General features: G+C 68.8%; 12 protein-coding genes and 2 pseudogenes. 4 read left to right on the forward strand and 10 right to left on the reverse strand.

Annotated features, from left to right (window positions below; genetic code table 11):
- Complete coding sequence (locus tag AB5J49_RS09585) at window positions 1–1,260, reverse strand: MFS transporter (RefSeq protein ID WP_369168102.1); 1,260 nt, start codon at window positions 1,258–1,260, stop codon at window positions 1–3.
- 152 nt (window positions 1,261–1,412) lie between these two features.
- On the opposite strand from AB5J49_RS09585, the gene AB5J49_RS09590 reads away from it, so the two are divergent.
- Window positions 1,413–2,429, forward strand: a complete 1,017-nt coding sequence (locus AB5J49_RS09590; protein WP_369168103.1) for a LacI family DNA-binding transcriptional regulator — start codon at window positions 1,413–1,415, stop codon at window positions 2,427–2,429.
- A gap of 87 nt (window positions 2,430–2,516) precedes the next feature.
- Here AB5J49_RS09590 and prcA read toward each other — a convergent pair whose 3' ends face one another.
- The 6 genes and pseudogenes from prcA to arc all read right to left on the reverse strand — a co-directional run bounded on the left by prcA (window position 2,517) and on the right by arc (window position 8,750).
- A complete protein-coding gene (gene prcA, locus AB5J49_RS09595) occupies window positions 2,517–3,296 on the reverse strand; it encodes a proteasome subunit alpha (protein WP_369168104.1) in 780 nt (259 codons plus the stop codon).
- 60 nt (window positions 3,297–3,356) lie between these two features.
- Complete coding sequence (prcB, locus tag AB5J49_RS09600) at window positions 3,357–4,202, reverse strand: proteasome subunit beta (RefSeq protein WP_369168105.1); 846 nt, start codon at window positions 4,200–4,202, stop codon at window positions 3,357–3,359.
- Window positions 4,154–4,765 (reverse strand): endonuclease VII domain-containing protein, encoded by a 612-nt coding sequence (locus AB5J49_RS09605; protein ID WP_369168106.1) that lies wholly within the window; start codon window positions 4,763–4,765, stop codon window positions 4,154–4,156. The genes prcB and AB5J49_RS09605 overlap by 49 nt, the downstream gene beginning before the upstream one ends.
- Window positions 4,766–4,809: 44 nt before the next feature.
- Window positions 4,810–5,028 (reverse strand): ubiquitin-like protein Pup, encoded by a 219-nt coding sequence (locus tag AB5J49_RS09610; RefSeq protein WP_030955201.1) that lies wholly within the window; start codon window positions 5,026–5,028, stop codon window positions 4,810–4,812.
- 199 nt (window positions 5,029–5,227) lie between these two features.
- Window positions 5,228–6,738, reverse strand: a pseudogene (gene dop / locus AB5J49_RS09615) (depupylase/deamidase Dop).
- A 245-nt stretch (window positions 6,739–6,983) separates the two neighbouring features.
- Window positions 6,984–8,750, reverse strand: a complete 1,767-nt coding sequence (gene arc / locus AB5J49_RS09620; protein ID WP_369168107.1) for a proteasome ATPase — start codon at window positions 8,748–8,750, stop codon at window positions 6,984–6,986.
- A 245-nt stretch (window positions 8,751–8,995) separates the two neighbouring features.
- Between arc and AB5J49_RS09625 the strand changes: the two genes are divergently transcribed.
- Window positions 8,996–9,301 (forward strand): ferredoxin, encoded by a 306-nt coding sequence (locus AB5J49_RS09625; RefSeq protein WP_369168108.1) that lies wholly within the window; start codon window positions 8,996–8,998, stop codon window positions 9,299–9,301.
- 57 nt (window positions 9,302–9,358) lie between these two features.
- Here the strand turns inward: AB5J49_RS09625 and AB5J49_RS09630 are convergent.
- The 3 genes and pseudogenes from AB5J49_RS09630 to AB5J49_RS09640 form a co-directional block, all read right to left on the reverse strand.
- A pseudogene (locus AB5J49_RS09630) lies at window positions 9,359–9,936 on the reverse strand (hypothetical protein).
- A 270-nt stretch (window positions 9,937–10,206) separates the two neighbouring features.
- Entirely contained in the window at window positions 10,207–11,109 is a 903-nt protein-coding gene (locus AB5J49_RS09635; RefSeq protein ID WP_369168109.1) for a tRNA (adenine-N1)-methyltransferase, read from the reverse strand.
- 56 nt (window positions 11,110–11,165) lie between these two features.
- Window positions 11,166–12,995, reverse strand: coding sequence for a site-2 protease family protein (locus AB5J49_RS09640; protein ID WP_369168110.1), 1,830 nt, complete (start codon window positions 12,993–12,995; stop codon window positions 11,166–11,168).
- A gap of 174 nt (window positions 12,996–13,169) precedes the next feature.
- On the opposite strand from AB5J49_RS09640, the gene AB5J49_RS09645 reads away from it, so the two are divergent.
- Together AB5J49_RS09645 and AB5J49_RS09650 are read left to right on the forward strand one after the other, a co-directional pair.
- The gene (locus tag AB5J49_RS09645; protein ID WP_369168111.1) at window positions 13,170–14,225 is read left to right on the forward strand and encodes a RecB family exonuclease; all 1,056 of its coding nucleotides are present in this window, start codon (window positions 13,170–13,172) and stop codon (window positions 14,223–14,225) included.
- 14 nt (window positions 14,226–14,239) lie between these two features.
- Window positions 14,240–14,911 (forward strand): response regulator transcription factor, encoded by a 672-nt coding sequence (locus tag AB5J49_RS09650; RefSeq protein WP_030606450.1) that lies wholly within the window; start codon window positions 14,240–14,242, stop codon window positions 14,909–14,911.
- Window positions 14,912–14,940 lie beyond the last annotated feature (29 nt).

Genomic DNA, 14,940 nt, shown 5'->3' on the forward strand with positions numbered 1-14,940 from the left:
TTACGCCCGATCCCCCGAGCTGAAACGGGGTTCGACGGCACGGTTTGGATCATTTTCCGATGAAGCCGCAACCACCGCGCTCTTCGCGGGAGCTGCCAGGACCCGCCCCGTGGCCAGCAGGACCAGCAATGACACGGCCCCCGCGGCACTCGGCACGGCGAACCCCCACAGGGCCCCGCCCTCCTCGACGACCGGCCCCGCCAGACCCGTTCCGACCGACGCGCCCACCGTGAACGTCGTCACGAGCCAGGAGAACGCCTCAGTGACCGTCCCACGCGGTGCGTGCCGGTCCACCAGCACGAACGCACACGCGATGCACGGCGCGAGGAACACACCCGCGAGCACGGCCAGCAGCGTCATCGCCACCGCACCCGGTATCAGCATCAGCGGCAGGTAACACACCGCCAGAAGCGCCACCAGCAGCCGCAGTCGCCGCGCCGGCTCCCCGCCCCACTGCCGCGCCCCGTACGCCACGCCACCGATCAGCGCACCCAGCCCCAGACCCGCCATCATCCAGCCGTACACCGCATCACCCCCATGGCCGTCGGCATACGAGACGGCCGCCACCGCGATCGAGCCGAGCGCCATCCCGATGAACAGGAACGACGCGAGCAGCGCGAGCAGCCCCGGTGAGCGCAACGCCCCCAGCCAGTGCGCCTCACGCGGCTCCGAACGCCACGCGCGCGAGGGCTGCGAGACGACCACCGAGAGAGCGCCCAGCACCCCGACGACGTTCAGAAGCAGCAGCGCCGCCTGCGCCGACCACAGCGACGCGCCCAGCGTCAGCAGCAACGGCCCGATGGTGAACATGACTTCCTGCGCCACCGCATCCATCGCATACGCCGTGTGCACCTGGTCCTCCCTGGGAAGAACCGACGACCACAGCGCCCGCAGACCACCCTCCAGAGGCGGCGTGAACAGTCCGGCGGCCGCGACGGCGGCGTAGGCGAGCGGCAGCGGCCCGATCCCCACGAAGGCGAACGCGGCCATCCCGAGGGCCGAGGCGACCACGGCGGGCAGCTGCACCCGCGGCTGGCCGTACAGGTCCACCAGCCGGCCCAGCACCGGCTGCCCCACGGCGTTCGCGACCCCGTACACAGCCGCCAGGCCGCCGGCCATGCTGTACGAGCCGCCCTCCTCGCGCACGAACAACACGATCGCGATCGCGGCGACGGCGTTCGGCAGCCGCCCTACGAGCGTGCCGACCAGCAGCCGGGCGGCATGCCTCGCCCTCAGGATCTCCACGTATGCGCCGGTCATCGGCCGCGCCGCCCTCCGCTGGCTGAAGTTTTACGTATAACGTCTCCCGTCATACGTACCATGTGCGCTGTTCACGAGTCCAGACGACCGCAGTGAGCCGCCGGGCCGAAACGCCCGCAGGCACACCACCAGGAAGAGGAGAACAGGCGAACGTGGCACACGGCAGCACGCGCCCCACCAGCCGGGACGTCGCCCAGGCCGCAGGAGTCTCCCAGGCCGCGGTCTCCCTGGTGCTCGGCGACAAGTGGCGCGGACGCGTCTCCGAGACCACCGCCGAACGCGTCCGCGAGGCCGCCCGCGACCTGGGCTACCGACCCAACCTCGCCGCCCGCAACCTCCGCCTCGGCCGCACCCGAACCGTCCTCCTCGTCGTCCCCGCCCTGACGACCGAGTTCTTCGCCGGCGTCTACACCGGCGCCGCCCGCATCGCCGCCCAGAACGGCTTCGGCGTCGTCCTCTACCCCTCCCCCGAGGGCATCGGCCCCGCCCGCGACCCCTTCGCCTCCGCCCAAGCCGCCCTCGACGGCGTCATCGCCTCCTCCATGGCCGCCGACGCCCTCACCGCCATCCGCGGCGACCAACTGCCCCTGGTCATGCTGGACAGCGACCCCCAGGGCAGCCTCGGCGCCGCCACCGTGAACCTCGACATCACCGACGGCGTCCGCCAAGTCGCCGAACATCTGCTCACCCTCGGCCACCGCCGCATCCTGCACCTCGCGGCCGACGTGCCGTCCTGGACCTTCGACGTACGCGCGCGTGAGCTCGCCGCACGCGTCGGCGAGGTACCCGGCACATCACTGCTCACGATCCGCGCCCCCATCTCCATCGACGGCGCCCTCACCGCAGCCGAAACCGCACTCTCCGCCAAGGGCCCCCGCCCCACCGCGATCATCTGCGACGACGACAAACTCGCCGCCGGCGCCTACAAGGCCGCACGCCGCCTCGGCCTGCGCATCCCCGACGACATCTCCGTCACCGGCCTGGACGACCTCGCCCTCGCCACCGCCATCGACCCGGAACTGACCACCGTACGACTGGACGCCGAACTGTTCGGGGAACGCGGCATGCAAGCCCTCCTGGCGGTCCTGGAAGGCCGCGAGCCCGAGGCAGGCGACATCCCGGTCCAACTCGTCGTACGAGGCTCCACAGCACCGCCCAGCGCGCCCTGAACGCCCTGTGCCCCGGCCGAGCGGGCGGCCGGGGCACAGTACGGGCGAAGTGAGGTCGGCGAGCGAAGTCGGCGACCGAGGTCGGCGCTACTCCTCGGAACCGCCGGAGTCCTCGGAATCCTCCGCATTGTCGGCATTGTCGGCGCTCTCGGCCTCGGTGGTCGCCCCGCCCGCCTCCAGCAGCCGGGCCAGCTGACGACCGACGATGCGCTTGAACTTCCGCGACTGAGGACGCGTACGGTCCAGCACCGCGACCTCCAGGCGCTCCGCGGGAATCTCCCGCTGCGTGCCGTTCGACTCACGGGACAGAGCCTGGACCGCCAGCTTGAGAGCCTCGGCAAGGCTCATACCGTCCTGATGACGCTGATCCAGATAGTTGCTGATCAACTCGGCGTTACCGCCGACCGCGACCGAGCCGTGCTCGTCCACGATCGAGCCGTCATGCGGCAGCCGATAGATCTGGTCACCCTCCGGAGTCACACCGACCTCGGCGACGACCAACTCCACCTCATACGGCTTCTCCGCCGCGGAAGAGAAGATCGTGCCCAGCGTCTGGGCGTAGACGTTGGCGAGACCACGGGCGGTCACATCGTCACGGTCATAGGTGTAACCACGAAGATCGGCATACCGCACACCGCCGATCCGCAGGTTCTCGTACTCGTTGTACTTGCCGGCCGCCGCGAAGCCGATCCGGTCATAGATCTCGCTGAACTTGTGCAGCGCGCGGGACGGGTTCTCGCCGACGAAAACAATGCCGTCGGCATACTGCAGCACGACCAGGCTGCGACCACGGGCAATGCCCTTACGGGCGTACTCCGCCCGGTCGGCCATGGCCTGCTGGGGTGAGACATAGAACGGCGTCGACACCGGTTATCCGTCCCTTTCTGTCGAAGTCACAGGATCACCTTGATAAGACCGACCCGCCGCCTACAGCAGCGCGGCCCGCGGGCCGTCGGGCTGCTCCAGACGCCGCTCCAGGATGGAACGGGCGATCTCAGAGGACTCGCCATCGCTGAGCCGACGGAAGCCGGCCTCGGTGATCACGGTGACGATCGGGTAGATCCGGCGGGCGACATCGGGACCACCGGTCGCCGAGTCGTCGTCAGCCGCGTCATACAGGGCCTGCACCACGAGCGTCGTGGCCTCGGCCTCGTTCAGGTCGTCACGGTAGAGCTTCTTCATGGCACCGCGCGCGAAGATCGACCCCGAGCCGGTGGCAGCGTAACCGTGCTCCTCGGAACGACCACCGGTCACGTCGTAGGAGAAGATCCGCCCCTTCTCCCGATCCACGTCGTAACCGGCGAAGATCGGCACCACGGCCAGCCCCTGCATGGCCATCCCCAGGTTCGACCGAATCATCGTCGACAGACGATTCGCCTTGCCCTCCAGCGACAGCTGAGCACCCTCGACCTTCTCGAAGTGCTCCAGCTCCAACTGGAAGAGCTTCACCATCTCGATGGCCAGACCGGCCGTACCGGCGATACCGACGGCCGAGTACTCATCCGCCGGGAAGACCTTCTCGATGTCCCGCTGCGCGATGATGTTGCCCATGGTGGCCCGCCGGTCACCGGCCAGCACGACACCGCCAGGGAACGTCACAGCCACGATCGTGGTGCCGTGCGGCGCCTCGATCACGCCCTGCATGGGCGGGAGTTGACGGTTGCCCGGCAGCATCTCCGGCTGGTGCTCCGAGAGAAAGTCCATGAACGAGGACGACCCAGGCGTCAGGAAGGCAGCTGGTAGACGCCCGGTGCTACGAGTGTTGGCTTCCACGCGATTCCTTCCACGTAAGCAGCAGCCCGCCTTATGACGTCGGGCCGATCCTTGAACTGCCCCAGTGCGGCGTTGCAGCTGAAGCACAGTACGCCACGGACCCTACCCGTCTCATGGCAGTGATCCACATGCTCGGGGAGAGCTGCCAAACATATGCAGCAGACGCCTCCTTGGGAGGCAACCAATTCGTCGCGCTCGGCTTCGGTGATTCCGTACTGCCGCTTCAGATGGCCCTGCCGTCCCTGGATGGCCCGGCACGATTTGCACCGGGTCGACAGACCGTCAGGTGCGGTGGCGTTGCGATGCCACTCGCTGTGCGGCTTGATCTCCCCGCACGTCCGGCAGAGCTTGAGCCCGGCCGGAACGTCCACCTTCTCCCGTACGGCCTTGCCTATGGCTTCCCGGCGGTGCCGGTAGTGCGCTGCGCTGTACTCCGCTACGCACTCCCGGCACCGCACCTGAAGGCCATCACGCCGGTTCTTGTCCGGTGCGAATGCCTCGGGAGGCAAGTCTCGCTTGCAACCCGTGCACTCCTTCACGTTCGGATCCCCAGCCACCCTCATCCCCCGCCACCTTCAGTTCGAAGGCAAAAGCGACCCGATTCCCTTTACTCGCCACCCTTTTGCACAAAGGAGCGAACGAAATCCTCGGCATTCTCCTCGAGTACGTCGTCAATCTCGTCCAGAACCGAGTCGACGTCGTCGCTCAGCTTCTCCTGCCGCTCCTTGAGGTCCTCAGAAGCCTGCGTCTCTGCCGCCTGCTCCTCGACCTCCTCAGTGGAACGCGTGGCCTTCTGCTGTCCGCCGCCGGTGTCCTTGGTTGCCATATCCCTCACCCCGCTCAGTTCGCCCGACATGGTCGACAGGTCGGCTTTCCTGCCGATCGGTGATGATCAGACCCTACAAGCCGGGTCTGACATCGGCCCCGCAGTTTCTCCAACGTACGGGGGCCATCTCGATGATTCCCGGACGCCGGGTTTTCCACCCTGCCCAGTCGGCGTCCGACGGACACAGCCCGAGTACCCCTCAGCCGCCTGACAGGACCCTGACCAGGTCTTCCGCCGTGCGGCAGCGGTCCAGGAGCTCCTTGACATGATTTCGCGTTCCGCGAAGCGGTTCGAGGGTTGGAACGCGCTGGAGGGAGTCCCGACCGGGCAGGTCGAAGATCACCGAGTCCCAGGAGGCCGCGGCGACGTCGTCGGCGTACTGCTCCAGGCAGCGTCCGCGGAAGTACGCGCGGGTGTCCTCCGGCGGCTTGGTCTTGGCCCTCTCGACTTCTGTCTCGTCCAGGAGGCGCTTCATGCGTCCCCGGGCCGCGAGGCGGTTGTAGAGGCCCTTGTCGGGGCGTACGTCGGCGTACTGGAGGTCGAGGAGGTGGAGCTTCGCGGCGTCCCAGTCGAGGTTGTCGCGGCGTCGGTAGCCCTCCATGAGCTCCCGCTTGGCGACCCAGTCCAGTTCGCCCGCGAGGCTCATCGGGTCCCGCTCCAGGCGGTTCAGGGTGTCTTCCCAGCGGGTGAGGACGTCCTTGGTCTGCTCGTCGGCGTCGGCGCCGAAGCGCTCCTCCACGTATTTGCGCGACAGCTCGTAGTACTCCATCTGGAGCTGGACCGCGGTCAGCGTGCGGCCGCTACGCAGGGTGATCAGGCGCTGGAGTGACGGGTCGTGCGAGACCTGGTGGAGTGTGCGTACGGGCTGGTCGACGGCGAGGTCCACGGCGATGAAGCTGTCCTCGATCATCGACAGGACCAGGGCCGTCGTGCCCAGCTTCAGGTACGTGGAGATCTCCGAGAGGTTCGCGTCGCCGATGATCACGTGTAGGCGCCGGTACTTCTCGGCGTCGGCGTGCGGCTCGTCGCGGGTGTTGATGATCGGGCGCTTGAGCGTGGTCTCCAGCCCCACCTCGACCTCGAAGTAGTCGGCGCGCTGACTGAGCTGGAAGCCGTGTTCGTGGCCGTCCTGGCCGATGCCGACGCGGCCTGCTCCGGTGACGACCTGGCGGGAGACGAAGAAGGGCGTGAGGTGGCGCACGATGTCGGAGAAGGGGGTTTCCCGCTTCATCAGGTAGTTCTCGTGCGTGCCGTAGGAGGCGCCTTGTTGTCGGTGTTGTTCTTGTAGAGGTGGATGGGCTGGGCGCCGGGGAGCTGGGCGGCGCGTTCGGCGGCTTCGGCCATGATGCGCTCGCCGGCCTTGTCCCACAGGACGGCGTCCCGTGGGTTGGTGACCTCGGGTGCGCTGTATTCGGGGTGCGCGTGGTCGACGTAGAGTCGCGCTCCGTTGGTGAGGATGACATTGGCGAGGCCGATGTCCTCGTCGGTGAGCTGGCTGGAGTCGGCGGCCTCGCGGGCGAGGTCGAAGCCTCGCGCGTCCCGCAGCGGGTTCTCCTCCTCGAAGTCCCAGCGGGCCCGGCGGGCCCGGTGCATCGCCGCCGCGTAGGCGTTGACGATCTGGGATGAGGTGAGCATGGCATTGGCGTTGGGGTGGCCGGGGACGGAGATCCCGTACTCCGTCTCGATGCCCATTACTCGCCGTACGGTCATGCGGCCCTCCTTGCCCGGCGGCACCCTCGGTCGTGGGCGCTGCACAGATACCGCTGGCGCTCGGTTGCGTGTGCGGTGCCCGTCCCCGCACTGCGCGACTCGGCGGTACGGAAGAGCCTAGAACGCCTCTGCGCTGGTGGGGAGATCATTTGCGTCATTGCCTTGCACGCCTCGTGTTCCGGTTCTGGCCTGAAAAACAGTGGGCTGCGGGTACCCGGTGAGGGCACCCGCAGCCGCCCTGCCTTTTACAGGTACTGACCGGTGTTCGCCACCGTGTCGATGGAGCGTCCGGTGTCTGCACCCTGCTTTCCGGTGATGAGGGTGCGGATGTAGACGATCCGCTCGCCCTTCTTGCCGGAGATTCGGGCCCAGTCGTCCGGGTTGGTGGTGTTGGGCAGGTCCTCGTTCTCCTTGAACTCGTCCACGCAGGCCTGGAGGAGGTGGGAGACGCGGAGGCCCTTCTGGTTGTGTTCGAGGAAGTCCTTGATCGCCATTTTCTTGGCGCGGCCCACGATGTTTTCGATCATGGCGCCGGAGTTGAAGTCCTTGAAGTAGAGGACTTCCTTGTCGCCGTTGGCGTAGGTGACTTCCAGGAAGCGGTTTTCCTCGGATTCGGCGTACATCTGCTCGACGGCGGTCTGGATCATGCTCTGGACCGTGGTCGTCCTGCTGCCGCTGTGCTCGCCGAGGTCTTCGGAGTGCAGCGGGAGGCGCTCGGTGAGGTACTTGCCGAAGATGTCCTTGGCGGCCTCGGCGTGGGGACGCTCGATCTTGATCTTCACGTCGAGGCGGCCGGGGCGCAGGATGGCGGGGTCGATCATGTCCTCTCGGTTGGAGGCGCCGATCACGACCACGTTCTGCAGGCCTTCCACGCCGTCGATCTCGGCGAGCAGCTGGGGGACGATGGTGTTCTCCACGTCCGAGCTGACGCCGGAGCCGCGGGTGCGGAAGAGGGATTCCATCTCGTCGAAGAAGACGATGACGGGTGTGCCCTCGCTGGCCTTTTCACGGGCTCGCTGGAAGACGAGGCGAATTTGCCGCTCGGTTTCGCCGACGTACTTGTTGAGGAGTTCGGGGCCCTTGATGTTGAGGAAGAAGCTCTTGCCTTGGGCTTGGCCGGTGACCTCGGCGACCTTTTTGGCCAGCGAGTTGGCGACGGCCTTGGCGATGAGCGTCTTGCCGCATCCGGGGGGCCCGTAAAGGAGGACTCCCTTGGGCGGTCGAAGTTCGTGCTCCCTGAAGAGGTCGGGGTAGAGGTAGGGGAGCTCGACGGCATCGCGGATCATTTCGATCTGGTTGCCCAGGCCGCCGATCTGCTCGTAGCCGATGTCCGGTACTTCTTCGAGGACGAGTTCCTCGACTTCGCTCTTCGGTACGACCTCGTAGACATAGCCGGAGCGGGGTTCGAGCAGCAGGGCGTCGCCGGGGCGGATGGTGACGTCCAGCAGCGGCTCGGCGAGCCGTACCACCCGTTCCTCGTCGGTGTGCCCTACCACGAGGGCGCGCTCGCCGTCCTCGAGGATCTCCTTGAGGGTGACGATGTCGCCGACGCTCTCGTACTCCATGGCTTCGACCACGTTGAGCGCTTCGTTGAGCATCAGCTCCTGGCCGCGCCTGAGGTCGTCGAGTTCGACGCTCGGGCTGACGTTCACGCGGAGTTTGCGGCCTCCGGTGAAGATGTCGGCGGTGCCGTCCTCGTTGGATTGCAGGAAGACACCGAAGCCGGCCGGCGGCTGTGCTAGCCGGTCGACTTCTTCCTTGAGGGCCACGATCTGGTCGCGGGCCTCACGGAGCGTGTTGGCCAGTCGCTCGTTCTGTGCGGAGACGCCGGCCAGATTGGTCTGCAGCTCGACGATCCGCTCTTCGAGAATCCTCGTGTGTCGCGGAGAGTCGGCGAGCTTGCGTCGCAGGACGGCGATCTCCTGCTCAAGGTAGGCGATCTGCCCGGCCGGGTCGTCGGACCCTCGTCCCGGGCGGATGCCGCGGTTCATGTCGTCGTCGTGGGCTGCCACGGTCCTCACCTCCTCCAAGGGGAGCTGGACGCTTCCAGACCCTACCTGGGTGGGTGTCGATTGAAACCCCTAGATCACAAAGACTGTCGAGGTGTGTCCGATCTTCACCCTTGCGCTCTCCCTCACGCCAGGGGAATACCCACCGAACATGATTGGGAAGCCGCCGGAGGTAGGGTCGAAGTGTTCAACACCCGTCAGAGCTGGCCGGATTCCCGTACAGCTGGGCGTAGCAAACGGCAGGAGAGATGAGCGTGGAGCAGGCGGCCGGGGTCGACGGCGAGGTGCTGGAGGTCTGGATCGATCAGGATCTCTGTACCGGCGACGGCATCTGTGCCCAGTACGCGCCCGAGGTGTTCGAGCTGGACATCGACGGTCTGGCCTATGTGAAGAGCGGCGAGGACGAGCTGCTGCAGGCCAAGGGGGCCACAACGCCCGTACCGTTGCCGCTCCTCACGGATGTGGTGGACTCGGCGAAGGAGTGTCCGGGCGAGTGCATCCATGTGCGTCGTGTTTCGGACAAGGTCGAGATGTACGGTCCGGACGCCGAGTGACCTTGCGCATACGGGGTGTTACGACTGTCTGATTTCTCACAAGTGCGATGGCATTGGTCAGACGCTGTGGGCACCGGCGGGTGTCGAGCGGACGAACGCGCCGTTCTTCCACTGCCACTTCGCGCTGTTCTTCACGTCCGGGCAGCAGCGCGGTACGTCGATTGACGAGTAGCCGAGCAGGTCGGTGACGACGGCTCCGTCACGGACGGCGACGTCACTGACGGTGATGTTGTCCTTCGGGTTGATGAGGGTCGCGATGAGGCGGGGCGCGGCGGTCTCCGTGGCCCGGGTGAGGACGTAGAGGCCGTCGGGCGGGGTGCCCATGGGTGAGTCGCAGTGCACGACGGCCACGGTCTCCGGGCTGCCGTCGCCGTCCAGGTCTCCGGTGGCTTTCTTGACCACGATCGCCTTCACCGGCCCGCATTCGAGCGGGAAGTCGACGCCCGTGGGGTCGGGGGGTGCGGTGGCCGCGGGGGCGGTCCTGGCTTCCGGGCCGCCGCCTGGGCCGCCGTCGCCGAGTTGGGCTGCAGGACCGAGGAGAGGGCCACGACACCGGCGACCGCTGTGGCGGTGGCGAGCCAGTGCATGGGTCGGGTGTGAGTGTGTGCCAGTTCCGGGACGGCGGATTGCTGCACTAGGAGCGTCTCCTGTGAGGGCTGTGCCGGTGGGGTGGGGGGTGGCCAGCATGGTGCCACACGTCACAGTCCGGGGGAACGGCGGGGTGTGGAGTTCCGGTGCCGGATGTCCGGTGGTTGGGGGTGCGGAGGGGGCGTACGGGTGTCGTGCGATGTTCGGATTGTCGGTTGTTGGTGTTGCGTCAACAGAAAGGCGCTGTGGTCGAGTTCCGGAGGCGTTCCGGGAACTCGACCACAGCGCTTGTTCGTTGAATGCGGTACGAGGCCGCGTCAGCGGCCGGCGCCTCCGTCGGCGTTGGGGCCTTCGTAGTCCTCGCCGTAGGCACCCTTGGCGGGGCGGCGGCGACGCATGGGCGGCTCGACGCCGTCGGCGAGGCGGCGGGCGGTGAGCAGGAAGCCGGTGTGGCCGATCATCCGGTGGTCCGGGCGGACGGCCAGGCCCTCGATGTGCCAGTTGCGGATCATCGATTCCCAGGCGGTCGGCTCGTTGAAGCAGCCGATCTCGCGGATGGACTCGACGGTCCGGGCAAGCTGGGTGGTGGTGGCGACGTAGCAGCAGACGATGCCGCCGGGGACCAGTGCCTTGGAGACGGCTTCCAGGCACTCCCAGGGGGCGAGCATGTCGAGGATGACGCGGTCGACGTCGGTGTCGCTCAGGTTGTCCTGGAGGTCGCCGACGGTGAGCTGCCAGGCGGGGTGCGGGCCGCCGAAGTAGCGCTCCACGTTCTGCTTGGCGATGTCGGCGAAGTCCTCGCGGCGCTCGTAGGAGTGCAGCATGCCGTGGTCGCCGATGGCGCGCAGCAGGAAGCTGCTGAGCGAGCCGGAGCCGACGCCGGCCTCCACGACGCGGGCGCCGGGGAAGATGTCGGCGAAGGCGAGGATCTGCCCCGCGTCCTTGGGGTAGACCACGGCGGCGCCGCGGGGCATGGACAGGACGTAGTCGGGGAGCAGGGGGCGCAGCGCGAGGTAGGCGACGTTCCCGGTGGTGCGGACAACGCTGCCCTCGGGAGCGCCGATCAGCTCGTCGTGCGGGAAGGAACCCTTGTGGGTGTGGAAGTTCTTCCCGGCCTCGAGCGTGAACGTGTAGTGGCGGCCCTTGGGGTCGGTCAGCTGAACCTGGTCCCCGACCTTGAAGGGCCCGCGCCTGCGGGCGGCACCGGTCGGTTCGGACATGTGAACAGCCTACCGGCGTTTCGGGGGGTCGCCGACCACGCGTGTGTGCCGGTGCTTCAGCTGGGGCGGGCCATGGCCTTCACGAAGGCGCGCTCCACGTCCGCCGCGGACAGGACGCCGTAGATCTCTCCGGTCTCCTCGACGACGAGGTACTCGGTCGCCGGTGCCGCGCGGAGGGCGTCGAGGAGTTCCTCGCCCGCGAGCTCCGCGGAGACGCGCATGCCGTCAGTCAGGTCCTGGGCGAGGCCGCTGACGGCGACCCAGGGGCGGCGGTGTTCCGGTACGCCGACGATGGCGGCCTCGCGGACGAGGGAGAGGGGGTTGCCGTCGGCGTCGACGACGACCAGGGCGCGGGCGCCGGCGGCGTTGGCGCGGCGCAGGGCCTCGGAGAGGGGGGTGTCGGTCTCGACCGGGACGGCGCGGCGGGTGAGGGTGCGGGCGCGCAGTTCGGGGAGGTGTTCGCGCAGGCGGGCCATGCGCAGGCTGTTGCCGGCGCCGGTCCAGATGATCGCGGCGAGGATGGCGGCGAGCAGGGCGTCCATGACGGTGTCCATGCCGACGTTGTCCACGGCGTCGGCGCCGAGGGCTCCGGACTGGGTGAGCAGCGGGAGTCCGACGAGGACGGAGACGGCGAGGGCGCGGCCGATCCAGGCGGCGGCGATGGTGCCGCTCATCGGCCTGCCGGTGATCTTCCAGACGACGGCGCGGAGCATGCGGCCGCCGTCGAGGGGCAGGCCGGGGAGCAGGTTGAAGGCGGCCACGATGAGGTTGGAGACCATCAGGCCGGCCAGCAGGACGCCGGGTACGGTGCCGGGTTCGACGGTCTGCATGGCGGCGTAGAAGACGCCGGCGAGGACGAGGGAGAGCAGGGGGCCGACGAAGGCGAGCACGAACTCCCGTCCCGGTGTCTCGGCTTCCTTCTCGATCTCGGAGACGCCGCCGAAGAACTGCAGCTGGATGCGGCGCACGGGGAGCTTGAAGCGGAGGGCGGCGACGGTGTGGGCGAGTTCGTGGACGAGGACGGAGGCGTAGAAGGCGACGGCGAAGAAGAGGGAGACGAGGTAGCGGGCGGCGCCGAGCTCGGGCAGCACCCGGTCGAGCTGTCCGCCGAAGACCCAGGTGATGAGGGCGGCGACGAGGAACCAGCTGGGGGCGACGTACACGGGCACGCCGAACGGCCGGCCCATCAGCAGCCCGCCTCGGGGCTCCCGGGGGCGCTGGGGCGGGCGGGTCTTGCCCGCGCCGGAGTGGGCGAGGTGGCGCTCGGGGGTGCCGGGGGTGGGCTGAGGAGGCCTGGTTGTGTCCTGGCTCGGTGGAGGGTGTGCGGGCGGGGGTGCGCGTTCGGCGTCGGGGGCACGTCGGAAATCCGCGGGACGGGTTGGGGTCTGAGTCAACGTCCGCGGCCGAGTCCTGGCGCCGTTCGCGTCACGGAGCGGTCGAACGTCGTGGCCGACAGGGGTAGTCGGGCGACGGCGGGCGCGTGGGGCGAGAGGCGCCGCCTGCGCGGGGGGCGGGGGCGATGCCGGTGCCGTGGGGTCGTGAGGGGTATCGGCGGGGCCCTGCTGGGTTGCCCCGTTCCCACTGGTCTCGCTGTCGCCGTTCTCGCTGTCTGCCTCGCCGCCCGTGTCACTCGGGGCGTCCGCGCCCCGTGGGTGTCGCGGGGTCTCGTCCTGCGAGCTGTTCTCGGCGCGGAGCGGCGGCTGAGTGGCTTCGCGCACGGCGTCGTCCCGGTCGGTGTCCGCCGGCTGGGCGTCCGCGGGCTGTTCGGCGGTCGGGGCCGGGTCGGGGCGTGTGGGGTCGGTGGCCGGGGTCATACGGTCCGCTCGGCGATCGGTCGACTCGTCGGTGCCGGACCGCGGCTGCCCGCTCCCGCCGCTCTCGTCCACGGTGTCCCCTCGTTCGAAGCGTCTTCCGCGCCTGCCGGGCGGATGGGTCTGGGGTCGATGGTATGCGGCCGCGGTGACGCCTTTCGCCCCGGCACCCCCTCGGTTTCCCTGTAGGCGCAGGCCTGACGGCGGTGGCTGGGTCACTGTCAGTGGCGGGCCGTAAGGTCTGTGGACATGGAGACGAGCACGGAGGGTGCCGCAGCGGACTGCGGCAGTGACGTCGCGCCGGCGGCAGTGCCGGTGGCGGACGGGTACCCAGCGGGGGCGGAGCCGTACCCGGCGGGGGCGGACAGTGCGGTGGTGACGGTCGAGGCGGGTGAGAACGCGGTCGAGCCGGGGGCGGGCGCGGCCACGGCGGTCGGCGCGGCCGCGCGCCCGGCCATACCGCCTGCTTCACTGTCGCCGTCCCGTGCCAGTGACTTCATGCAGTGCCCGCTGCTCTACCGGTTCCGGGTGATCGACCGGCTGCCCGAGAAGCCGAGCGCGGCGGCGACCAAGGGCACCCTCGTGCACGCGGTGCTGGAGCGGCTCTTCGACGCCCCGGCCGCCGAGCGGACCGCCCCGCGCGCCAAGGCCCTCATCCCCGGCCAGTGGGACCGGCTGCGCGAGAGCAGGCCGGAGGTCGTGGAGCTGTTCGAGGACGATCCCGAGGGCGAGCGGCTGGCGAAATGGCTCGGTGAGGCGGAGCAGCTCGTCGAGCGCTGGTTCGGTCTGGAGGATCCGACCCGGCTGGAGCCCGCCGAGCGTGAGCTGTTCGTCGAGGCCGAGCTGGACTCGGGGCTGCGGTTGCGCGGGATCATCGACCGCGTCGACGTGGCGGCCACGGGCGAGGTGCGGATCGTCGATTACAAGACCGGCAAGGCGCCCCGGCCCGAGTACGCCGAGGGTGCGCTGTTCCAGATGAAGTTCTACGCGCTCGTCGTGTGGCGGCTGAAGCAGGTGATCCCGCGCCGGCTCCAGCTCGTCTACCTCGGCAGCGGTGACGTGGTGACGTACGACCCGGTCCTCGCCGACCTGGAGCGGGTGGAGCGCAAGCTGCTCGCGCTGTGGGACGCGATCCGGCAGGCGACGGAGACGGGCGAGTGGCGTGCCCGGCCGACGAAGCTGTGCGGCTGGTGCGACCACCAGGCCCACTGCCCGGAATTCGGCGGCACTCCCCCGCCTTATCCGTTGCCGGTCAGGGCGGGCGAGTCCGGCGGTGACACGCAGGGCAGAATGGGGCCGGACTAGCGAAGGAGACTTACGTGGCCATCCGCGTCCTACTGGTCGACGACCAGCCGCTGCTGCGCACCGGCTTCCGGATGATCCTGGAAGCGGAGCAGGACCTCGCGGTCGTGGGCGAGGCCGGTGACGGCCTTCAAGCTCTCGATCAGGTGCGGGCCCTGCAGCCCGACGTGGTTCTGATGGACATCCGCATGCCCCGGATGGACGGTGTCGAGGCGACGCGGCAGATCACCGGGCCCGGGCGGGACGGCCCGGCGAAGGTGCTGGTGCTGACCACTTTCGATCTCGACGAGTACGTGGTGGAGGCGCTGCGGGCGGGTGCCAGCGGCTTCCTGCTGAAGGATGCCCCGGCCAATGAGCTGGTGCAGGCGATCCGTGTGGTCGCCGCCGGTGAGGCGATGCTCGCGCCGAGCATCACGCGCCGGCTCCTCGACAAGTACGCCACGCATCTGCCGTCCGGCGACGAGCCCGTCCCGGACACCCTGCACACGCTCACCGACCGCGAGGTGGAGGTGCTGAAGCTGGTGGCGCGGGGGCTGTCCAACGCGGAGATCGCCGCGGATCTGTTCGTCAGCGAGACCACCGTGAAGACGCACGTGGGCCATGTGCTCACCAAGCTGGGCCTGCGGGACCGGGTGCAGGCCGCGGTGTACGCGTACGAGAGCGGGCTGGTGCGTCCCGGCGCACAGTAGGAGCCCGTGGCACGGCGAAGAGGGCGCCC

This window comes from Streptomyces sp. R28, assembly GCF_041052385.1.
Lineage (GTDB): Bacteria > Actinomycetota > Actinomycetes > Streptomycetales > Streptomycetaceae > Streptomyces.